We start from the raw sequence: 20,793 nt of genomic DNA, 5'->3' as shown, positions 1-20,793 counted from the left end.
AGCGTCAGGTGTGGTCAGTGGAGGGGGCAGGCTTTCGGAGTCCCATAACAATGCAAGATCTGCTCTATTTCCTGCAACAGCTCATTAACGGGCTGACGATCGGGAGCACCTATGCCCTGATCGCCATCGGCTACACGATGGTTTACGGCATCATCGGCATGATCAACTTTGCCCATGGTGAGATTTACATGATCGGCGCCTACACCGCGCTGATTGCCATCACCGGGCTTGCCGCCCTTGGTATCGCCTGGCTTCCGCTGATACTCATCGTAGCCCTTGTCTGCGCCATGATTGTCTCCAGCAGCATGGGTTGGGCTGTGGAGCGGGTCGCCTATCGGCCGGTTCGTGGCCGCCACCGGCTGATCCCGCTGATCTCTGCCATCGGCATGTCCATTTTCCTGCAGAACTACGTTCACCTGGCTCAGGGCTCCCGCAACATTGGTTTTCCCGCATTGATTGAAGGTGGTTTCCGCTTTGGCAGCGAGGACTCATTCCAGACGTCGATTTCCTACATGCAGATCACGATCTTCGCCACTACGCTAATCTGTATGTCCCTGCTGTCCCTGTTTATATCCCGGTCACGTATCGGCCGTGCCTGCCGCGCCGTTTCCCAGGACCTGGGGATGGCCAGCCTGCTGGGCATCGATACCAACCGCATCATCTCGGCCACCTTCGTCATTGGCGCCGCACTGGCAGCGGTCGCCGGCCTGCTGCTGGGCATGTACTACGGTTCCATCGACCCGCTATTCGGATTTATTGCCGGGTTGAAAGCTTTTACAGCAGCGGTGCTTGGGGGCATCGGCAGCATCCCCGGCGCAATGCTGGGCGGCCTCATCCTCGGCGTCGCCGAGAGCATGACTTCCGGATATCTCAGCGGGGAGTACAAGGACGTGGTGTCATTCGGCCTGTTGATACTCATTCTTCTCTTCAAGCCTACCGGGCTCCTTGGCAAACCGGAGGTGGAAAAGATCTGATGGCTGCACACAACCTGAAACACGCGCTGTTCTGCGCCATAGTCACGTTGATCGTGGCGTATCCGATACTTGGCTTTAACCTGGTCTCCTCGGGAACGGATATCATCCTGGAAGGTGCCACGACCCAGACCGTTATTTCGGTGCTGTTGGCTGCGGTGGTTGTCTTCCTGTTCCAGCTGTTCCGCGACAACATCATGGCGTTGCTCGGCAAAGCCCCGGCACTGAACCCTCTGGCCAACCGCCAGCCCATGGAGCAGAGCAAACGGCTGAAGCTGGAATCCACCATCCTGACCCTGATTATCATTGGGGCGTTATTCTGGCCATTCTTTGTTTCCCGGGGGTCGGTCGATCTGGCCACCCTGGTGCTGATCTACATCATGCTGGCCCTGGGCCTCAACGTGGTGGTGGGGCTCGCGGGGCTGCTGGATCTGGGCTACGTCGCCTTCTATGCCGTCGGCGCGTATACCTTTGCGCTGCTCTCCCAGTATTACGGCGTCTCCTTCTGGTTCGCGCTTCCCATTGGCGCACTGCTGGCCGCCCTGTTTGGACTGGTACTGGGGTTCCCGGTACTCCGACTCCGGGGCGATTACCTGGCGATTGTGACCCTCGGATTCGGTGAGATTATCCGTATCCTGCTGAATAACATGACCAGCCTCACCGGCGGCCCCAACGGCATCGGCGGTATTCCCGATCCCACGCTGTTTGGAATGGAGTTTGGGCGGCGCGTCAAGGAGGAAGGCAACACCTCCTTCCACGAGACCTTTGGCATCGCTTACAGCAGCGAACACAAGATCATCTTCCTGTACCTGATCGCCCTGGTTCTCGCTGTCTTCACCGCACTGGTGATCCGGCGCCTGATGCGCATGCCGGTGGGTCGCGCCTGGGAAGCGCTGCGCGAGGATGAGATCGCTGCCCGCTCGCTGGGGCTGAGCCGCACGTCGGTGAAACTGTCAGCGTTCACTATAGGCGCGTTCTTTGCCGGCTTCGCCGGTACTGTGTTTGCTTCCAAACAGGGCTTTATCAGCCCGGAATCGTTCGTCTTCCTGGAATCCGCCATTGTCCTGGCCATTGTGGTTCTCGGAGGCATGGGCTCGCAGCTCGGCGTTATCCTCGCCGCCATTGCGGTCACCATTCTGCCGGAACTGGCCCGGGAGTTTTCCGAATACCGGATGCTGATCTTCGGTGCCGCCATGGTACTGATGATGGTCTGGCGCCCGCAGGGACTGATGCCCATGCGCCGCATCCATATCGAACTGGAAAAACAGGAGTAACGGACGATGCTTGAAGTACAGAATCTGTCCATGCGCTTTGGCGGGCTCCTGGCGGTTGATCAGGTTTCCCTGGACGTTCAGGAACACGAAATCGTATCCATTATCGGCCCTAACGGCGCAGGTAAAACCACCGTCTTCAACTGTATGAGCGGTTTCTACAAACCCACCAGTGGCAAAATCCTGTTCGAGGGACACGAGGTTCAGGGCAAACCGGATTTCCGGATTTCCCGCCTCGGGATGGTGCGCACGTTCCAACACGTTCGTCTGTTCAATCGGATGACTGTGGTGGAGAACCTGCTGGTCGCCCAGCACCGCCACCTGAACACCAACCTGATCTCTGGCTTGCTGAAAACGCCAAGCTACCGGGAGCGGGAACAGAAATCGCTGGATCGCGCCAGTTATTGGCTGGACCGGGTGGGCCTGCTGGATCTCGCCAACCGGGACGCCGGCAACCTGGCCTATGGGCAGCAGCGACGGCTGGAGATTGCGCGCTGCATGGTTACCGAACCCAAGCTGTTGATGCTGGACGAACCCGCGGCCGGTCTGAACCCGGCGGAAACCCGGGATCTGAACCAGCTGATTGTCAGCCTCAAGGAAGACTACAACGTCTCCGTCGTACTCATTGAACATGACATGAGTCTGGTGATGGATATTTCCGACCGCATCAACGTCATTAACCAGGGCCGCCCCCTGGCCAGTGGTACACCGGACGAAATCCGTAACAACGACGACGTCATCAAAGCCTACCTGGGTGAGGCCTGAGGAAATTCCATGCTAGTACTAGAAGATGTCCACACCCATTACGGCAAGATCGAAGCGCTGCACGGGGTGTCCGTCGAGGTAAAGAAAGGCGAGATTGTCTCGCTGATCGGTGCCAATGGTGCCGGAAAGACAACCCTGTTGATGACCGTCTGCGGCAATCCCCAGGCCACCTCTGGCCGGATCATTCTGCAGGGACGGGATATCACCCGTGAACCCACCGCCACCATCATGCGTTCGGGTATTTCGATCGTACCCGAGGGTCGGCGGGTATTCTCCGGTCTGACTGTAGAGGAAAACCTCCATATGGGGGGGTTCTTCAATACCAAGGCGGAAATCCGCAAAAGCCAGGATCATGTCTATGAATTGTTCCCGAGATTGAAAGAGCGCGAACACCAGCGGGCAGGCACCATGTCCGGCGGGGAGCAACAGATGCTGGCAATTGGCCGTGCGCTGATGAGCAAGCCCAACATGATCATTCTGGACGAACCCTCCCTGGGGCTGGCACCCCTGGTCATCAAGCAGATCTTCGAGATCATCGGGCACTTGCGGGAGGAAGGAATCACCGTATTTCTGGTTGAGCAGAACGCCCACCAGGCCCTGAACCTGGCCGACCGGGGGTATGTGCTGGAAACCGGCAAGATCCGACTACACGACACAGGGAAGAATCTGTTGGCCAACCCGGATGTGCAGAACGCCTACCTTGGTGGTTAGTCGCCGCCCCTGAAACCAGAAAAGCCGGAGCGTGACCACACACTCCGGCTTTTCTGTATCAAGCGATCAAAGCAGTGCTTATTTCGCACTCCTGCTTATTTCACGCTCTTGATGGTGCCCTTATAACCTTCGACAGTGACGTCAATGGTGCCGTACACCACATAGTCGTTCTTCTTGACCGTGTAGCGGGGAGCGACAATGACGTCAGCTCCGGATGCCGAAATGGCATTGTAGGCAGCCGCTGACTTGACAGCCGATACCGGGTCCAGACCGCCCAGACCAAAGGCGCTGCCGCCACCGTTACCGTATTCCATTCCATCCGCAAACTCGTTGTCATCACTCATGGTGAAGAACAGAACCTTGGTGGCGGAAGACTGGCCGGTAATTTTCTCGCCAACGTCGATATCGGCCTTGATATCGGTCGACACGGAACCGTTTAGAGGAACCGGGCTGGAGCTGACGTTGAGGGAGGAGCAGCCGGTCATTGCGCCGGCCAGCAGCAGGCTGGATGCGATAAGTGCTTTTTTCACAGAATGATCTCCTTGTGTTGTGTGTAAGCCTTCATGGCCGCGCGCACTATACCCAAAGAACCCACATATAACAATATAGATACTTTCTTATTCTATATATCTCTTTTTGGAATATGAACACGTGATCACATTTTTTCTCTTTGCGGGACAAATCAATAACTCACATCGCTGTAGACTTGTTTTCCATGGAATTGGACTATACTCAACGGAACGGTCAACCTGGCTCTACGGGAAATCAGTCAGGGCCGTTACCGTGGGCACGCCATCAGCGGTGGCCATCCACGGAAAGCGACGAGAGCTAGACCACAACAAGGAGTGGATAATGAAAAAACTGATTGCAGGTGCAATTCTTCTGGGCGCGTCATCCATGGCTTTTGCTCAGCCTGGTTGCGGCGTCGGTGCCATGATCTGGAAGGGCCAGTCCGGCATTGCCCCTCACGTTCTGGCTGCCACCACCAACGGCACGTTTGGTAACCAGACCTTTGGTATGACCACCGGTACACTCGGTTGTCAGACGAACCAATCGGTGCAATCCATGGCCATGTACATGGACAGCAACATCGACAAGGTTGCCCGTGACATGTCCCGGGGTTCCGGTGAAAATCTCGACACCATGGCCGTTCTTCTGGGCGTGGAAGAAGCCGACCGCGACTCATTCCGCCAGATCCTTCAGGAAAACTTTGCAACCATTTTCCCGACTTCTGAAACCACCTCTGGTGAAGCGGTTGACGCGATCGTAGCGCTGCTGGAAAAGGATGAGGCGCTCAGCAAGTACGTAGCTGCCTGATCTTTGCACATCAAGGGACCCACTGCGCCAGGGACGGCGCACTCCCGTTACACGACATCCGACCAACCCGGACTTTACTGACAATTCATGCGCACTACGCTCCAGTACGGGCTGGCCTTGATCTGGCTGGCAACAGGCACCCACACATTCGCCACACCTCTACCTGACCCAGGAAAGCTGCACGAACATCCCGACTGGCTGACCCTGATGCACTATCAGCCCAACCAGTATTCCGACGGCTATACCAGTCAGGCCGACGATGATGCCTTTTTCCTCAGCGAAAACGGCAAGCACTCCCCCCAGGCCGAATTACAGGCCACTCTGGAAGCCATCACCGAATCCGGCGAAGGCGATGAACACGCCCGTTGCCGCTTCCCCGCCAGGGACCGCTGGCTGAGACAGCAACTGAACCTGCCGCGCAACGAGATCAACTGTCCCGGATACGATGAATGGAAGGACACTCTGAACACCGAAACCGTCACCCTGGTGTTTGCCGCGTCCTACCTGAACAGCCCGTCCTCCATGTTTGGTCACACCTTTATCCGGTTGGACCCGCCCCAGGACGACGAAGAAGCCGATCTGCTGCTGGCCGACACCATCTCCTACGCCGCCGATGCCGAGGCCCACGACAGTGAAATCCTGTTCGCCTACAAGGGCATTTTTGGTGGCTACCCCGGAATCACGTCCATCAAACCCTATTACGAGATGGTCCGCCTGTATTCCGATATCGAACACCGGGACCTGTGGGAATACCAGCTCAACCTGACCCAGGACGAAGTTGACGCCATGCTCGCCCACGCCTGGGAGCTGAAGGACATCAACTTCGACTATTACTTCTTTGACGAAAACTGCGCTTATCGTTTGCTGGCCCTGATCGACGTTGCGCGGCCGGGAACTGACCTGCTCGATGAAGTCAGCACCCATGCCATTCCCTCGGATACCGTGCGCTGGGTGGTGGACAAGGATCTGGTCAAAGAAGTGATCTACCGACCCTCAGCTGCCACCAGCGTGGCCTACTCACTGGACACCCTGCCCCCCGATCACCAGGTACTGGCGGCAGCCATTGCCAACGGCTACGTTGCTGTGGATTCCGGAGAGGTCAACCAACTGCCCGACCGGGAGCGAGCCCACCTGCTGGATGCAACTTACGATTATGTGCGCTACCAGAGTGAAGCCGAAGCCTGGCCTCGTGAGCACGCGGCGCCGCTGTCACACGACCTGCTCAGGACTCGCAGCCAGATACGCGATGTATCCGCCCCGGAAAAGCCTCCCGAACCGGAAGTACGGGACGACCAGGGCCACGACACCTTCCGCTTCAGCCTGGCCGGTGGTCGCCTGGGGGATCGCAATTTCAGCCAACTGACCCTGCGCCCGGCTTACCACGATGTACTCGACCCACCCGCCGGGTACCGGGGTGGCGCCCAGTTGCAGTTCCTGAGACTGGATGCCCGTTATTACACTGATAACGATGAGCTGCAGCTGGAACAGCTCACTGGCGTGGAAATCCGCTCGCTGTCCCCCCGCAATCAGTTCTTCTCGCCATTGTCCTGGCAAGTCGGCTTCGGCGGACGCCGTACCGACACCGAAAACGACCGGGTATTCACACCCTACCTGGAAGGCGGCGCCGGTGGCAGCTGGATCCTTGGCGCTAATATACAGGCCTTTGCACTGGTCACCGCCGATCTGGAAATCGATGACGACCTGAGCAAGGGCTATGACGCCGCCCCGGGAGCCGACCTTGGGCTGCTGCACCAGAACAATCGCCTCAGCCTGATAGCAGGGGTCAAAACCAAAGCCTGGATTGTCGGCAGCCAACACCGTCAGGATCAACTCTATACCAGGGCCGGCTGGCATCTCGGACGGGACTTCAGCCTGTTCGGAGAGTTCAGCCGCGAAGACCACTACGACAGGTACCGCACCACATGGCAACTGGGACTTCACGCCTACTTCTGAGGGCTTTCGCCAGCACCGGCCTGGCCCTGACTCTGCTGCTGCAATCCGGTTGCAGCAGCGTGTTCTTCTATCCAGACAAGGTCACCTACATCACCCCGGACCGGCTCAACCTGGAATACGACGACGTGTTCCTGGACACCGCCGACGGTGAAACACTCCATGGCTGGTGGCTGCCCTCAGCAGCCCCTGAGAGCGCCGCAAAAGGCACGATTTACTTCCTGCATGGCAACGCCCAGAACATCAGCAGCCACCTGATGAACGTCGCCTGGCTGCCCGAGAAAGGCTACAACGTATTCCTCATCGACTACCGCGGCTACGGCCGCTCAACTGGCGCCCCCGACATAGAAGGCACCCTGCACGACAGCGAAACCGGCCTGCGCTGGCTGATGGAACAACCGCAAACAGACAATCGCCCGCTCTACCTCCTGGGCCAAAGCCTGGGCGGCGCCCTTGGCATCGCGCTCGCCAGCGAATGGGTGCAACGGCAGGAACAACCGCCTATCGATGGCGTCATCCTCGATGGCACCTTCTCCGGCTTCCGCGGCATTGCCCGGGAAAAGCTCGGCAGCTTCTGGCTGACCTGGCCGTTCCAGATTCCGCTGAGCTGGACCATTACCGACGAGTACGAAGGCGTGGACCATATCGGACGCATCAGTCCGGTGCCGGTGATGGTGATTCACAGCCAGCGAGACGGGATTATCCCATTTCATCATGGAGAGGCGTTGTATGAGGCGGCGAATGAGCCCAAACAGTTTCTTCCCATCGATACGCCCCATGCGGCGACGTTCGTGATCCCGGCTTATAAAGAATCTGTACTAGGGTTTATGAGCAGGCATTGACAAGGTACGGGCAGCGGTTGGGCCTCTCTTTTCAAAAGTCTTGAGGGCCATGGATGGCCCGAAAGAAGCGCACATGGGTAAGACAAGCGATTTAGAAGCGAAGCTTCGCGCGCAGGCGAACGACAGCAATCTGTGATTGCTGGCTGGACCCACTTGCGGGTGCTCGTAGCGTCTTTTGAAAAGAGAGGCCCAACCGCTGCATGCACCCAAGCATGAAGCATTAAAAAACCCGCCAATCCGGAGGAAAGGCGGGTTTTTATCAAGCCAGAAAATGATCAGGCAGAGAAATCGGTCGGCTCGTCGCCTTCCTTGATTTCCTTCATGGACAGCTTAACGCGACCACGATTGTCCACATCCAGCACCTTGACCAGAACTTCCTGACCTTCGCTCAGCTCGTCAGTCACATTCTCGATACGGCGCTCGGAAATCTGGGAAATGTGCACCAGACCATCCTTGCCAGGCAGGAGGTTAACGAAAGCACCGAAGTCCACAATGCGCTCAACGCGGCCCTTGTAGATGGCACCAACCTCGATCTCCGCAGTGATTTCCTTAACCCGGTTCACCGCCGCCTGGGCCGCTTCCTGGTTGTCCGCGTAGATCTTCACGTTGCCATCGTCATCCAGATCGATGGAAGCGCCGGTCTCGTCACAGATGGCACGGATGGTGGAACCACCCTTACCGATCACGTCACGGATCTTGTCCGGGTTGATCTTGATGGCGGTGATGCTCGGAGCGCGGGCAGACAGCTCGGAACGCGGCTCGGAGATAACCTTGTTCATCTCGCCCAGAATGTGCAGACGCGCTTCGTGGGCCTGCTCCAGGGCAATTTCCATGATCTCGTCGGTAATGCCGTTGATCTTGATGTCCATCTGCAGGGCGGTCACGCCCTCTTTGGTGCCGGCAACCTTGAAGTCCATGTCGCCCAGGTGATCCTCGTCACCCAGGATGTCGGTCAGAACCGCGAACTTGTCGCCTTCCTTGACCAGACCCATGGCGATACCGGCCACCGGCGCCTTGATCGGCACACCGGCATCCATCAGTGCCAGACTGGAACCACAGACAGACGCCATGGAGCTGGAACCGTTGGATTCCGTGATCTCGGACACTGCACGGATGGCGTACGGAAACTCTTCCAGAGTCGGCATAACCGCCAGAACACCACGCTTGGCCAGACGACCGTGACCAACCTCACGACGGCCCGGCGTGCCCACACGACCAGCTTCACCTACGGAGTACGGAGGGAAGTTGTAGTGGAACAGGAACGGATCCTTGCGCTCACCTTCCAGGGCATCAATGGTCTGCACATCGCGGGAGGTACCCAGCGTAGTGGTCACGATGGCCTGGGTTTCACCACGGGTGAACAGGGCAGAACCGTGAACGCTCGGCAGAACACCCACTTCGATTTCAATCGGACGTACAGTCTTGGTATCACGACCGTCGATACGCGGCTTGCCATCGATCACCTGGTTACGGACGATGGACTTCTCCACCTTGGCGAAGTACTTTTTGACGTCATCCGCGGAAGGCTGGCCTTCCTCTTCACCCGCCAGCTTTTCAACCAGCGCGGTCTTGATCTCACCCAGACGGGCATAACGCTCCATCTTGTCACGAATGCTGTAGGCTTCCTCGATTGCAGCGGAAGACTCGGACTTGACGGCATTCAGCAACTCGGTGTTCTCTGGCTCCGGCTGCCAGTCCCAGCGCGGCTTGCCAATTTCAGCGGCAAATTCCTTGATGGCGGATACCGCTGCCTGCATTTCCTGGTGACCATAGAGAACGCCGCCCAGCATCTGGTCTTCGGTCAGACCCTTGGCTTCGGATTCCACCATCAGGACCGCGTCCTCGGTACCGGCAACCACCATGTCCAGCAGGGAAGTTTCCAGTTCTTCGAACGTCGGGTTCAGGAAGTAGCCACGTTCGTTGGTGTAACCCACACGGGAAGCACCAATCGGGCCGTCAAACGGGATGCCGGAAATGGACAGCGCTGCAGACGCAGCCAGCATGGCGGCAATATCCGGATCCTGGTTCTTGCTGGAGGACATCACGGTGGTGATGACCTGGACTTCATTCATGAAGCCGTTCGGGAACAGCGGGCGGATCGGACGGTCGATCAGGCGGGAAGTCAGAGTCTCTTTCTCGGAAGGACGACCTTCACGCTTGAAGAAACCACCCGGAATTTTACCAACCGCGTAGGTCTTTTCGAAGTAGTTGACGGTCAGCGGGAAAAACGGCTGACCCGGCTTCGCTTCCTTGGCACCAACAACCGTGCCGAGTACGGAGATGTCGTCAATGGTAACGAGCACAGAACCGGTTGCCTGACGGGCAATACGACCGGTTTCCAGAGTGACGGTCTTGCCACCCAGTTCAAAACTTTTCTTTACGGGATTCAGATCCACGGTAACTCCTGAAATTATCTTGTCCAAATTGACTCAGCCAACCCGCCCCTGCGGGTTGGCCGCTACAGCTACAGGAAGTTCGTGGTGTAATCCGAAGGGTAACCCGCCTGAAAGCTAACAGGCTGTTGCAAAACCCCGGGCATCGACAGTCATTCCCATGGGAATTCAGAGCCGGGCTTTTCAACAACCTGCTATCAATTTCGGCTTTCCGTTACGACAGGGAATCCCCGATCACCACCGACAAATTTACTCGCTGCAGCATGACTGATTTGAGAAAAGCACAACTGGCGAGGCACCCAGGGCACCCCGCCAGTTGATGGTCAACGCGCCCCAATTACGGGCGATTGACCGTCAGGTCGCTGTAACAACCGGATTAGCGACGCAGACCCAGACGCTGGATGAGCTCCAGGTAACGATCGGCGTTTTTACGCTTGAGGTAGTCCAGCAGTTTACGACGCTGGTTTACCATCCGGATCAGACCACGGCGGGAATGATGATCCTGCTTGTTGGTCTTGAAGTGATCCTGCAGCTTGTTGATGTTGGCGCTCAGCAGAGCCACCTGAACTTCAGGGGAACCGGTATCGCCATCACCTTGCTGAAAATCCTGAACGATCTGTGCTTTCTCGTTGGCAGACAGTGCCATAACTCACCTCATGATTTGCGATGCTATTGAATTCGGCCGAACCACGCATCTCTACAGCCCGGCTAACCAGCCTCCGCGATTGATAAACGCTTCAGCTGCTCTTCACCAGTCGGCGAGGCACCAGTCTGGTGGCCTCCCCTTCCGGGAATGCTTCCGCCAACCCGATAAACCGCTCATTGCCATACAGGCGAACGAACCCATCAACGGGTTGACCCGATATTCTAACTGGTTGCCCATTAATTATCGATACCAGTGGCTGACCGCTCAATTCCTGTTCCGGGAACATCGACAGGGCCGCATCCGGAGCCACCAGCAGGCCGTCCAGACTTTCGCCACGCTCGCGCATAGCCTCCAGCTTATCAACAGGATGGGCATCCGCCAGGGTAAAACCTGACGCCATGGTACGGCGCAAGGCAGTCACATGGGCGCCACATCCAAGCGCTTCACCGATATCTTCTACCAGTGAGCGAATATACGTACCCTTGGTGCAACTGACTGCGATATCCAGCTCGTCACCGCGCACCTCAAGCAGAGTCAGCTCGTAGATGGTGACGGGGCGGGCGGGACGCTCGACCTCAATGCCTTCACGGGCGTATTCATAAAGCGGACGCCCCTTGTGCTTCAGGGCCGAGTACATGGATGGCACCTGCTGAATATCGCCCCGGAAGCGCTCCAGCACGGGCTCCAGAGTGGCGGAATCCAGGCCCGATGGCACCGGCTTCTCTTCAACCACCGCGCCTTCGCTGTCACCGGTTTCCGTACGCACACCCAGCTTTGCCGTGGCGATGTAGGCCTTATCGCTGTCCAGCATCATCTGGGAGAACTTGGTGGCTTCACCGAAGCATAGGGGGAGAACACCCGTGGCCAGCGGATCCAGCGCGCCGGTGTGGCCAGCCTTGGCCGCACCGAACAGGCGCTTGACCTGCTGCAGGATGCCATTGGATGTCACATCCAGAGGCTTGTCGATCACCAGAATACCGTTAACGTCACGGCCTTTGCGTCTACGGCTCAAGCGTCTCGCTCCGGATCATCCGAGGAAGTTTCGTCATCGGAGACTGCCGGCTTGTCGCCCACTGCCTGCCGAATCAGGTTATCCATTTTGCGACTGTAGCCCTGAAGCGTGTCGAAGTGGAATCTCAGCTGCGGCATGACCCGCAGCTTCATGGCCCGACCTACCTGGCCGCGCAGGAATCCGGATGCCTTGTTCAGAACCGCCAGGGATTCCTTGACCTCCGGAGACTCTTCCGTCAGTTCTTCGGTGGTCAACAGGGACACGTAGATATCAGCATACCCCAGATCACGGCTTACCTTGACGGCATTGACCGTGACCATGCCGACCCGCGGGTCTTTTACTTCCCGCTGGATCAGTTGGGCCAGCTCACGCTGCATCTGATCGCCGATGCGATCAATACGACTGAACTCTCTTGGCATCAGGCTTCCTTTAACGTCAGGCGCATCATGCGCCGGTGGACTCAAGCTTGCGCTCGACTCTGACACGATCGAAGACTTCGATCTGGTCACCGACTTTTACATCGTAGCCCTTAACACCGATACCACATTCCATACCGTTCCGGACTTCCGGTACGTCATCCTTGAAGCGACGCAGGGATTCCAGCTCACCTTCAAAGATAACCACGTTGTCGCGGAGGACACGGATCGGCTTATTACGGTATACGGTTCCCTCGGTCACCATACAGCCGGCCACCTGACCGAACTTCGGTGAACGGAACACATCGCGCACATCCGCAATACCGACAATGTCTTCACGGAACTCAGGTGCGAGCATACCGGTCAGCGCCGCTTTCACATCATCGATCAGGTTATAGATGATGCTGTAGTAGCGAAGATCCAGACCTTCCTGCTCTACGAGGCGCTTGGCTGCTGTATCCGCACGGACGTTGAAGCCGAAGATCACGGCATTGGTTGCCATCGCCAGACTGATATCGGTCTCGGCAATACCACCAACGCCAGACGATACGATCTTGACCTGCACTTCGTCGTTACCAAGATCCTGCAGGGCCTTGGAAATGGCTTCCAGGGAACCACGTACGTCGGTCTTGAGGACCACGTTCAGGGTTTTGACTTCGTCCTTGCCCATGTTTTCAAACAGGTTCTCGAGCTTGGCCGCCTGCTGACGCTGGAGACGCTGCTCACGCTCACGGGTCTGACGGAACTCGGCCAGCTCTTTGGCCTTCTTCTCATCAGCCACGGCGAAGAATTCATCACCAGCATCCGGGGTACCGTTGAGGCCAAGGATCTCGACCGGAATGGATGGACCGGCTTCCTTGGTCTGTTTGCCGGCTTCATCCGTCATGGCCCGGACCTTACCGAAGTAGGAACCGGCTACAACCATATCACCCTGACGCAGTGTACCGTTCTGGACCAGAACCGTGGCCACAGAACCACGACCGCGCTCCAGGCTGGACTCGACGACTACACCTTTGGCTGGCGCATCTGGAGACGCTTCCAGTTCAAGGATCTCGGATTGCAGTACCAAGGCTTCCAGCAGGTCATCAATGCCCTCACCGGTGTGAGCGGAAACCGGGACAAACTGAACGTCACCGCCCCAGTCTTCCGGAATCACTTCCATACCCGCCAGCTCGGTCTTGATCCGGTCCGGGTCGGCTGCTTCCTTATCCATCTTGTTGATGGCAACAACGATCGGCACGCCAGCGGAACGGGCATGCTGAACCGCTTCCTTGGTCTGGGGCATGACACCGTCGTCAGCCGCTACCACCAGGACCACGATATCGGTGCACTGGGCACCACGGGCACGCATCGCGGTGAAGGCCGCGTGGCCCGGCGTATCCAGGAAGGACACCATGCCGTGATCGGTTTGCACGTGGTAGGCACCGATATGCTGGGTAATACCACCAGACTCGCCGGACGCTACCTTGGTACGGCGGATATAATCCAGCAGTGAGGTTTTGCCGTGGTCAACGTGGCCCATGACACTGACGACCGGGGCACGCTTGGCCTTTTCCTTGCCTTCGAAGGAGAATTCGCTGAGAACCTCTTCCTCGAACGCGTCTTCACTGACGGCTTTCGGGGTGTGACCCAGCTCCTCAGTCACCAGGATCGCGGTTTCCTGATCCAGTGGCTGGTTAATGGTGGTCATTACGCCCATGCCCATCAATGTCTTGATTACGTCTGCCGCCTTGACCGCCATACGCTGGGCAAGGTCGCCAACAGTAATGGTCTCGGGAATCTGTACTTCTCTAACCATTGGTTTGGTCGGCCTCTCAAAGCCGTGACGCTTCTCTTTGGGTTTCTTTTTCGCACGCAGTGGCTTGCGAAGCGTGGTGTCTTCCTCGTCTTCATTGATGATCGGAGGCTTTTCTACCGGACGGTTGCGAGGCCCGCGGTGACCCGCAGACTTCTTCTTGGGCTTGCCATCCTCCGGCTCGTCACCGCGCTCACGCACCTTTTCCTTCTTCTTCTTCGGCTTGCGATCCTTACCTTCGCCTTCTTCAGGCGGCGGAATCGGCATATCCTCAGGTGCAGGAATGGAAACTTCTTCCTCTTCCTTCTTCTTCGGCTCTGCCTCCACCGCAGGCTTGTCTTCGGCCGGAGACGGCTCTGCCTGCGTCGTTTCCGCAGTGGCCCCCTTGCCGGCTTCCGGCTGAGCTGCCTGCTCTGCCGTTACTTGCGGTGTTTCCTTCGCAGTTTCCTGCGCTGCCGGTGCCTCTGCTGCCGATTCGTCCGGCTGGGGGGCTTCCGACTCCGGTGCCAGTTCGGCGCGCTTGATGTACGTGCGGCGCTTGCGAACTTCTACATTTACTGTCTTGGCGCGGCCAGCTTTGAGAGTGGTGGTGGTTTTACGCTTCAGAGTAATCTTGTTCGGCTCTGCGTTACTATCACCGTGATTCTTTCTCAGATAAGCCAGCAACTGCTGCTTCTCATCGCTGGAGACAGAGTCGTTCTCGGAGCGGGCTTTCAGCCCCGCCTCAACGATCTGCTTCAGCAAACGATCCACGGGAGCGCCTACGTCTGCGGCCAGTTGTTTTACCGTTACTTCAGCCATACAGGTCCTCCTCCCGAATTAGGCCTGGTCTTCAAACCAGGGTGCGCGCGCAGTCATAATCAGCTGTCCTGCACGCTCTTCATCCATACCTTCAATATCAAGCAGGTCATCGACTGACTGCTCGGCGAGATCTTCCATGGTACGAACGCCCATACCCGCCAGCTTGAAGGCCAGGCTACGGTCCATACCATCCATACTGAGAAGATCTTCCGCGGGCTCTGAGCCCTCAAGCGCCTCTTCACTGGCCAGGGCCTGATTCAACAGGACATCCTTGGCACGACGACGCAGCTCAGTGACGGTCTCTTCATCAAACCCGTCAATGGCCAGCATTTCTTCCATGGGGACGTACGCCACCTCTTCGATGGACGTAAACCCTTCCTCGATCAATACGCCGGCAAACTCCTCATCCACATCCAGATTGCTGGTGAAATGCTCAAGCAGGCGATTGTATTCCTGCTCCTGACGCTCACCCGCTTCCTCTTCCGTCATCACGTTCAGAGTCCAGCCGGTCAGCTCGGTGGCCAGGCGCACATTCTGGCCGTTACGGCCAATGGCCTGGGCCAGATTATCTTCCGCGACCGCCACTTCCATAGTGTGACGATCTTCGTCCATCACGATGGACGCCACTTCCGCCGGTGCCATGGCGTTGATCACCAGCTGCGCAGGATTATCGTCCCACAGCACGATATCAACACGCTCACCACCCAGTTCGTTGGACACGGCCTGGACGCGGGAACCCCGCATACCAACACAGGCGCCGACCGGGTCGATGCGGCGATCATTGGTCTTCACCGCAATCTTGGCACGGGAACCGGGATCACGGGCCGCGCCACGAATCTCAATCAGATCCTCAGCGATCTCCGGAACCTCGATACGGAACAGTTCGATCAGCATCTGCGGATCGGTGCGACTGAGGATCAGCTGGGGGCCACGATGATCTGTGCGAATCTCCTGCAACAGAGAGCGAACGCGATCGCCCATGCGGAAGGTTTCCCGCGGAATCAGGTGTTCACGCGGCAACAATGCTTCCGCATTCGAGCCCAGATCGACGATGACATTGTCACGGGTCACTTTCTTTACGGTACCGGACACCAGCTCGTGGACACGGTCACGGTAACTGTCGACAATCTTGGAACGCTCAGCTTCGCGAACCTTCTGGAAGATGATCTGCTTGGCCGCCTGAGCGCCAATCCGGCCAAAGGCGACCGATTCGATTTTCTCTTCATGAATATCACCCGGCTTCAGTGCGGTATCAATCTCTTCCGCTTCCTGCAGGGTCAGTTCGGTACCCAGTGCCGGGACGGCATCGTTATCAACAACCAGCCAGCGGCGGAAGGTTTCGTATTCGCCGGTGCGACGATCGATGGAGACCCGGATATCGGCCTCTTCATCTTCGTAACGTTTTTTGGCAGCGGTGGCGAGCGCCAGCTCAATTGCTTCAAAAATGACATCCTTCTCGACACCCTTTTCGTTCGAGACGGATTCAACCACCAGCAAGATCTCTTTACTCATTGGATTGCCCTGCCCTTAAAAATAAACTTTGCGTCCACCGACTTATTCAAAAACCGGAACGATGTTGGCTTTCTCGATACTGTCGAACGGCAACAGGTACTCGTGATCGTCGACTACGATCACGACGTCATCGCCTTCCACTCCTTTGATCAGGCCCTGAAACTTGCGACGCCCCTCAAAAGCCATTCGCAACTTCAGCTGAACCTGGTGGCCGACAAATGCCTCGTACTGTTCGGGACGAAACAGCGGTCGATCCATACCCGGGGATGACACCTCCAGGGTATATTCGGTCTGGATAGGGTCTTCCACATCCATGACACCGCTGGCCTGCCGGCTGACTTTTTCACAGTCATCTACGCCGATGCCGTTCTCGGCATCGTCAATAAAAATTCTCAACAGGGAATGATGGCCCTGGGAGCGAAATTCGATGCCCCAGAACTCGTACCCCAGACCCTCAACGACCGGCCGTAATATGTCTTCCAGTTGCTTTAGCTTGGCTGACAAGGTTTTGCTGTCTCCATCTCTTAGTTTCCAGAATCCCGGATTTTCCTGAATCCCGGGATTTTCCGGACCCCGGAAACAAAAAAAGGGCTGTTGATCAGCCCTTTTTATGCACCAGGGCCTGATGCGCCAGGCCCCTTAATCAAAAAGCCCCGAACGAGTGGGGCCTTTTGTTGCAAGAACTCACAGGAAACAAACCCATTCAAACCGTTTCCTGCTGACAGACACCTGGCCTGCCAGGAGCCGGCCGAACATCGTCCAGAGCCCGCTCCAATATCCGCCGGAGTATAGAGATGCCGGCAAGACTGGTCAAGGACTGACCAAAAAAAACGGCCTGGAAATTCCAAGCCGTTTTTCTTCTATATGGTGCCCAGGGCCGGACTCGAACCGGCACGGCTTTCGCCACTACCCCCTCAAGATAGCGTGTCTACCAGTTCCACCACCTGGGCAACACCTTTACTCGAGTTCGGGAAGTTCGTCTTCACTTGAGGACTTCCCGCTCTCGGTTTCGCCTTCTTCCATCTCTACCGGAGCAGATGCCTCGGAAGACTCCTGGACAACCGGGATACCGGCCTCACCAGCGACTTCAGCACGCTCTTTGGCAAAGATTGCCAGCGAAAAACTAGTCACAAAGAACACGACCGCCAGGAGGGTGGTCAGACGGGTCAGGAAGCTACCGCTACCCTGACTGCCGAATACGGTCTGTGACGCACCGCCACCAAATGCCGCACCAGCATCCGCACCCTTGCCCTGCTGGATCAGCACCAGACCCACCAGCGCCACCGCGATAACCACGTGCACAACGACTACCAGTGTTTCTAACCAATCCATAACGACTCTCGCGAACCTTTAACTTTAAGTACCCGCCGGCATAGCCTGGCAGATACTCACAAAATCTTTTTCGACCAACGATGCCCCGCCGATCAAACCACCGTCTATATCTGGCTGGGCAAAAAGTGCGGCTGCATTATCCGCTTTTACACTGCCGCCGTAAAGCAGGGAAACATCTTCCGCCGGCGCGCCCAGATCTTTCAAAACAAAGCGGATTGACTGATGCATTGCCTGCGCATCATCGGAAGTGGCCGTCTTTCCGGTACCTATGGCCCAAACCGGCTCGTAGGCAACCACAACATTTCGCCAACTATCCCCGCTTACACCTGCCAGCCCTTTACGAACCTGGGCAGACACAACCTCTTCCGCTTGCCCGGCTTCGCGCTCTGCAAGGGTTTCGCCAACACACACAATGGCAACCAAACCCTGAGATAGCACCTGAGCAACTTTTTCCGCAACTGTTGCATCGGTCTCCGCAAACAATTGTCTGCGCTCGGAATGACCAACCAGTGCGTAGCGGCAACCGCAATCTTTTGCCATGCCAGCGGACACTTCACCGGTATAAGCTCCGGAGTCCCAGCATGCAATGTTCTGCACGCCTACCGAAAGCTGATCACCGGCAAGAGCTTTAACATCCCGGACATACAGAGCGGGAGGAATAATAACAGCCTCCACACCATTATCAAGGGACGACACCCCTGACCGGACATAGCCAACCAACTTTTCCACCAGGTCTGTCGACCCGTTCATTTTCCAGTTTCCGGCTACGATCTTACGGCGCATAACAGCCCCCGAATTCAAGGGAGGGCGAACTATACAGCAGTCCACCCGACCAGACAACTCTCCCACACACAAACTCAGGCACGGGAGCTCTCAACAACGACCGCAAGCTCTTCGGCTATGCGGGTGATTTCAGAGGCATTCTGCCCTTCGGTCATGACCCGGATCAACGGCTCGGTTCCCGATGCCCGCAGCAGTACGCGCCCGGTGTCACCCAGATCCGCCTCCGCCTTGCGCACAGCAACCGCGATGTCTTCACGCCCCAGCGGATCAAAACGCTGATCCACCCGGACATTGATCATCTTCTGCGGGAGCTTGGTCATACCCCGGCGCAATTCGGCAAGACTCTTGCCGGAACGGCGAACCGCCAACAGGACCTGCAGCGCCGACACGATACCATCACCGGTGGACGTGCAATCCCTTATCACCATGTGGCCAGAGCCTTCACCGCCCAGCAGCCAATCGTGCTGAAGAAGACGCTCCATGACATAACGATCCCCGACCTTGGCACGCTCAAACTCAATGCCCAACTCCTTCAGTGCCAACTCAACACCCAGGTTGGTCATCAGGGTGCCAACGACCCCGCCACGAAGGGTTCCCGCCGCGTGCCGCTGGGAGGCGATAATATAGAGCAGTTCATCGCCGTCCACCTCAGAACCGTCACGATCCACCATCAACACCCGGTCCCCATCGCCGTCAAAGGCAACCCCCAGGTCCGCCTCCTGTTCCAGAACCGCCCGTTTCAGGGCGTCCAGATGGGTGGATCCGACCTCTTTGTTGATATTGAGGCCATCAGGAGCCGCACCGATCACCGACACCCTGGCACCCAGCTCACGGAACACTTTGGGGGCCACATGGTAGGTAGCACCGTGGGCGCAATCCAGCACCACGTTCAGGCCTTCCAGCGTGAAATCATTCGGCACCGTACTTTTGCAAAATTCCACGTAGCGACCGGGCGCATCATCCACCCGGAACGCCTTGCCCAGATCCACGGCATCGCACACCTTGATGGGCTCGTCCAGCCAGCGCTCAATTTCCGCTTCCAGGGCATCATCGAGCTTGGTGCCGTTGGCAGAGAAAAACTTGATGCCATTGTCCTGATGAGGGTTATGGGAGGCACTTATGACGATCCCGGCAGACGCCCTGAAAGTCCGGGTCAGATAGGCTATGGCGGGCGTCGGCATCGGCCCCAGCAACTTGACGTCAACGCCGGCAGCGGACAACCCCGCCTCAAGCGCGGACTCAAACATATACCCGGAAAGCCGGGTATCCTTACCGATCAACACGCTGTTGCGCTGACCTGCCCGCTTGAATGCCTGCCCGGCAGCCCACCCCAGGTGGAGCATAAACTCCGGGGTAATCGGAGGCTCCCCGACACACCCACGAATCCCATCCGTGCCAAAATATTTTCTCTCGGTCATTGACCAGCCTCCTTCATGGCCGCCACAACGCTGACGGCATCTACGGTTTCCCGGACATCGTGGGCGCGAATAATGGATGCACCCTTCATGGCGGATATTGTCGCGGCAGCAAGGCTCGCCGGCAACCGTTCATTGACTTCGCGGCCGGTAATATGGCCCAGCATGCTTTTGCGGGACACTCCCACCAGCAAGGGGTGACCGAGAATATGAAACTGCTCCAGGGAAGCCAGTAACTGCAGATTGTGCTCCAGCGTTTTCCCAAACCCGAAGCCGGGATCAAGAATGATGTTCGCCGGCCTTACGCCCGCCGCCTCGGCAACGCGCATACGTTCGGTCAGGAACGAACTGACCTCCCGCCGCACATTGCGATACTCGGGATTGTCCTGCATGGAATCAGGCTCACCCTGTATGTGCATGATACAGACCGGAATACCCGCTGCGGCGGCTACTTCCGGCGCGCCATCGCGCTGCAGCGCCCTGACATCGTTGATCAGCCCCGCCCCCAGCTTGGCGGCTTCCGCCATAACTTCCGGCGCGGAGGTGTCCACCGATATGACGACGTCCAGTTCCCGGGCAATCGCCTCCACTACGGGACAGACCCGGTCCAGTTCCTCTGCAACCGACACTTCAGTGGCCCCGGGCCGCGTCGACTCCCCACCAACGTCAATAAAAGCGGCGCCATCGGCAACCATCTGGCGGGCGCGGGCAAGCGCGGCATCCGGCCGATTAAAACGTCCGCCATCGGAAAAGGAGTCCGGTGTTACGTTAAGAATACCCATGACGTGGCAGCGGGACATGTCCAACACCCGACCGGCAAAATTCATTTCCATAGGCAATCCTTTTTCAGGCAGTACACAA

At 57.4% G+C, this 20,793-nt stretch carries 19 protein-coding genes and 1 tRNA gene; 7 read left to right on the top strand and 13 right to left on the bottom strand.

Features of this window, described 5'->3' with window-relative positions:
* Positions 1-50 precede the first annotated feature (50 nt).
* From livH to Q0Y21_RS01385, 4 genes are read left to right on the top strand one after another with little or no spacing between them, the layout of a single operon-like run.
* Complete coding sequence (livH, locus tag Q0Y21_RS01400) at positions 51-974, top strand: high-affinity branched-chain amino acid ABC transporter permease LivH (RefSeq protein WP_297790823.1); 924 nt, start codon at positions 51-53, stop codon at positions 972-974.
* Complete coding sequence (locus Q0Y21_RS01395; protein ID WP_297790821.1) at positions 974-2,245, top strand: high-affinity branched-chain amino acid ABC transporter permease LivM; 1,272 nt, start codon at positions 974-976, stop codon at positions 2,243-2,245. The genes livH and Q0Y21_RS01395 overlap by 1 nt, the downstream gene beginning before the upstream one ends.
* A gap of 6 nt (positions 2,246-2,251) precedes the next feature.
* Complete coding sequence (gene livG / locus Q0Y21_RS01390) at positions 2,252-3,007, top strand: high-affinity branched-chain amino acid ABC transporter ATP-binding protein LivG (protein WP_297790819.1); 756 nt, start codon at positions 2,252-2,254, stop codon at positions 3,005-3,007.
* Positions 3,008-3,016: 9 nt separating this feature from the next.
* A complete protein-coding gene (locus Q0Y21_RS01385; RefSeq protein WP_297790817.1) occupies positions 3,017-3,718 on the top strand; it encodes an ABC transporter ATP-binding protein in 702 nt (233 codons plus the stop codon).
* 95 nt (positions 3,719-3,813) lie between these two features.
* Here Q0Y21_RS01385 and Q0Y21_RS01380 read toward each other — a convergent pair whose 3' ends face one another.
* Positions 3,814-4,248, bottom strand: a complete 435-nt coding sequence (locus Q0Y21_RS01380) for a hypothetical protein (protein ID WP_297790815.1) — start codon at positions 4,246-4,248, stop codon at positions 3,814-3,816.
* 322 nt (positions 4,249-4,570) lie between these two features.
* Between Q0Y21_RS01380 and Q0Y21_RS01375 the strand changes: the two genes are divergently transcribed.
* The 3 genes from Q0Y21_RS01375 (at position 4,571) to Q0Y21_RS01365 (ending at position 7,827) form a co-directional block, all read left to right on the top strand.
* Positions 4,571-5,035 carry a DUF3015 domain-containing protein gene (locus Q0Y21_RS01375; protein ID WP_297790813.1) on the top strand — a complete coding sequence of 155 codons (465 nt, stop codon included), beginning with the start codon at positions 4,571-4,573 and terminating at the stop codon, positions 5,033-5,035.
* Between the two features lie 87 nt (positions 5,036-5,122).
* Positions 5,123-6,988 carry a DUF4105 domain-containing protein gene (locus Q0Y21_RS01370; RefSeq protein WP_297790811.1) on the top strand — a complete coding sequence of 622 codons (1,866 nt, stop codon included), beginning with the start codon at positions 5,123-5,125 and terminating at the stop codon, positions 6,986-6,988.
* Positions 6,958-7,827, top strand: a complete 870-nt coding sequence (locus tag Q0Y21_RS01365; protein ID WP_297790809.1) for an alpha/beta hydrolase — start codon at positions 6,958-6,960, stop codon at positions 7,825-7,827. The genes Q0Y21_RS01370 and Q0Y21_RS01365 overlap by 31 nt, the downstream gene beginning before the upstream one ends.
* A gap of 275 nt (positions 7,828-8,102) precedes the next feature.
* On the opposite strand, the gene pnp is transcribed toward Q0Y21_RS01365, so the two are convergent.
* From pnp to folP, 12 genes are all read right to left on the bottom strand, one after another.
* Entirely contained in the window at positions 8,103-10,217 is a 2,115-nt protein-coding gene (pnp, locus tag Q0Y21_RS01360) for a polyribonucleotide nucleotidyltransferase (protein WP_297792461.1), read from the bottom strand.
* A 379-nt stretch (positions 10,218-10,596) separates the two neighbouring features.
* Complete coding sequence (gene rpsO / locus Q0Y21_RS01355) at positions 10,597-10,866, bottom strand: 30S ribosomal protein S15 (protein ID WP_127333726.1); 270 nt, start codon at positions 10,864-10,866, stop codon at positions 10,597-10,599.
* 91 nt (positions 10,867-10,957) lie between these two features.
* Complete coding sequence (truB, locus tag Q0Y21_RS01350; protein WP_297790806.1) at positions 10,958-11,878, bottom strand: tRNA pseudouridine(55) synthase TruB; 921 nt, start codon at positions 11,876-11,878, stop codon at positions 10,958-10,960.
* Positions 11,875-12,297, bottom strand: coding sequence for a 30S ribosome-binding factor RbfA (gene rbfA / locus Q0Y21_RS01345; RefSeq protein ID WP_297790804.1), 423 nt, complete (start codon positions 12,295-12,297; stop codon positions 11,875-11,877). The genes truB and rbfA overlap by 4 nt, the downstream gene beginning before the upstream one ends.
* Before the next feature lie 25 nt (positions 12,298-12,322).
* Entirely contained in the window at positions 12,323-14,890 is a 2,568-nt protein-coding gene (gene infB / locus Q0Y21_RS01340; protein WP_297790801.1) for a translation initiation factor IF-2, read from the bottom strand.
* A gap of 18 nt (positions 14,891-14,908) precedes the next feature.
* Positions 14,909-16,402, bottom strand: coding sequence for a transcription termination factor NusA (nusA, locus tag Q0Y21_RS01335; RefSeq protein ID WP_297790800.1), 1,494 nt, complete (start codon positions 16,400-16,402; stop codon positions 14,909-14,911).
* A gap of 42 nt (positions 16,403-16,444) precedes the next feature.
* Complete coding sequence (rimP, locus tag Q0Y21_RS01330) at positions 16,445-16,906, bottom strand: ribosome maturation factor RimP (RefSeq protein WP_297790798.1); 462 nt, start codon at positions 16,904-16,906, stop codon at positions 16,445-16,447.
* A gap of 361 nt (positions 16,907-17,267) precedes the next feature.
* Positions 17,268-17,352: transfer RNA gene (locus Q0Y21_RS01325), tRNA-Leu, on the bottom strand.
* 7 nt (positions 17,353-17,359) lie between these two features.
* Positions 17,360-17,734: a preprotein translocase subunit SecG gene (gene secG / locus Q0Y21_RS01320; protein WP_297790796.1), complete on the bottom strand. Its 375-nt coding sequence runs from the start codon at positions 17,732-17,734 to the stop codon at positions 17,360-17,362.
* Between the two features lie 24 nt (positions 17,735-17,758).
* Positions 17,759-18,517, bottom strand: a complete 759-nt coding sequence (gene tpiA, locus Q0Y21_RS01315; RefSeq protein WP_297792459.1) for a triose-phosphate isomerase — start codon at positions 18,515-18,517, stop codon at positions 17,759-17,761.
* A 74-nt stretch (positions 18,518-18,591) separates the two neighbouring features.
* Positions 18,592-19,935 carry a phosphoglucosamine mutase gene (glmM, locus tag Q0Y21_RS01310; RefSeq protein WP_297790794.1) on the bottom strand — a complete coding sequence of 448 codons (1,344 nt, stop codon included), beginning with the start codon at positions 19,933-19,935 and terminating at the stop codon, positions 18,592-18,594.
* On the bottom strand, positions 19,932-20,765 hold the full coding sequence (folP, locus tag Q0Y21_RS01305) for a dihydropteroate synthase (RefSeq protein WP_297790792.1): 834 nt from the start codon (positions 20,763-20,765) through the stop codon (positions 19,932-19,934). The genes glmM and folP overlap by 4 nt, the downstream gene beginning before the upstream one ends.
* Positions 20,766-20,793: the final 28 nt, after the last annotated feature.

It is taken from the genome of uncultured Marinobacter sp. (assembly GCF_947259545.1).
Taxonomy (GTDB): Bacteria; Pseudomonadota; Gammaproteobacteria; order Pseudomonadales; family Oleiphilaceae; genus Marinobacter.
The sequence above is the reverse complement of the archived record's forward strand: the minus strand, read 5'-3'. Positions and strand labels throughout refer to the sequence as shown.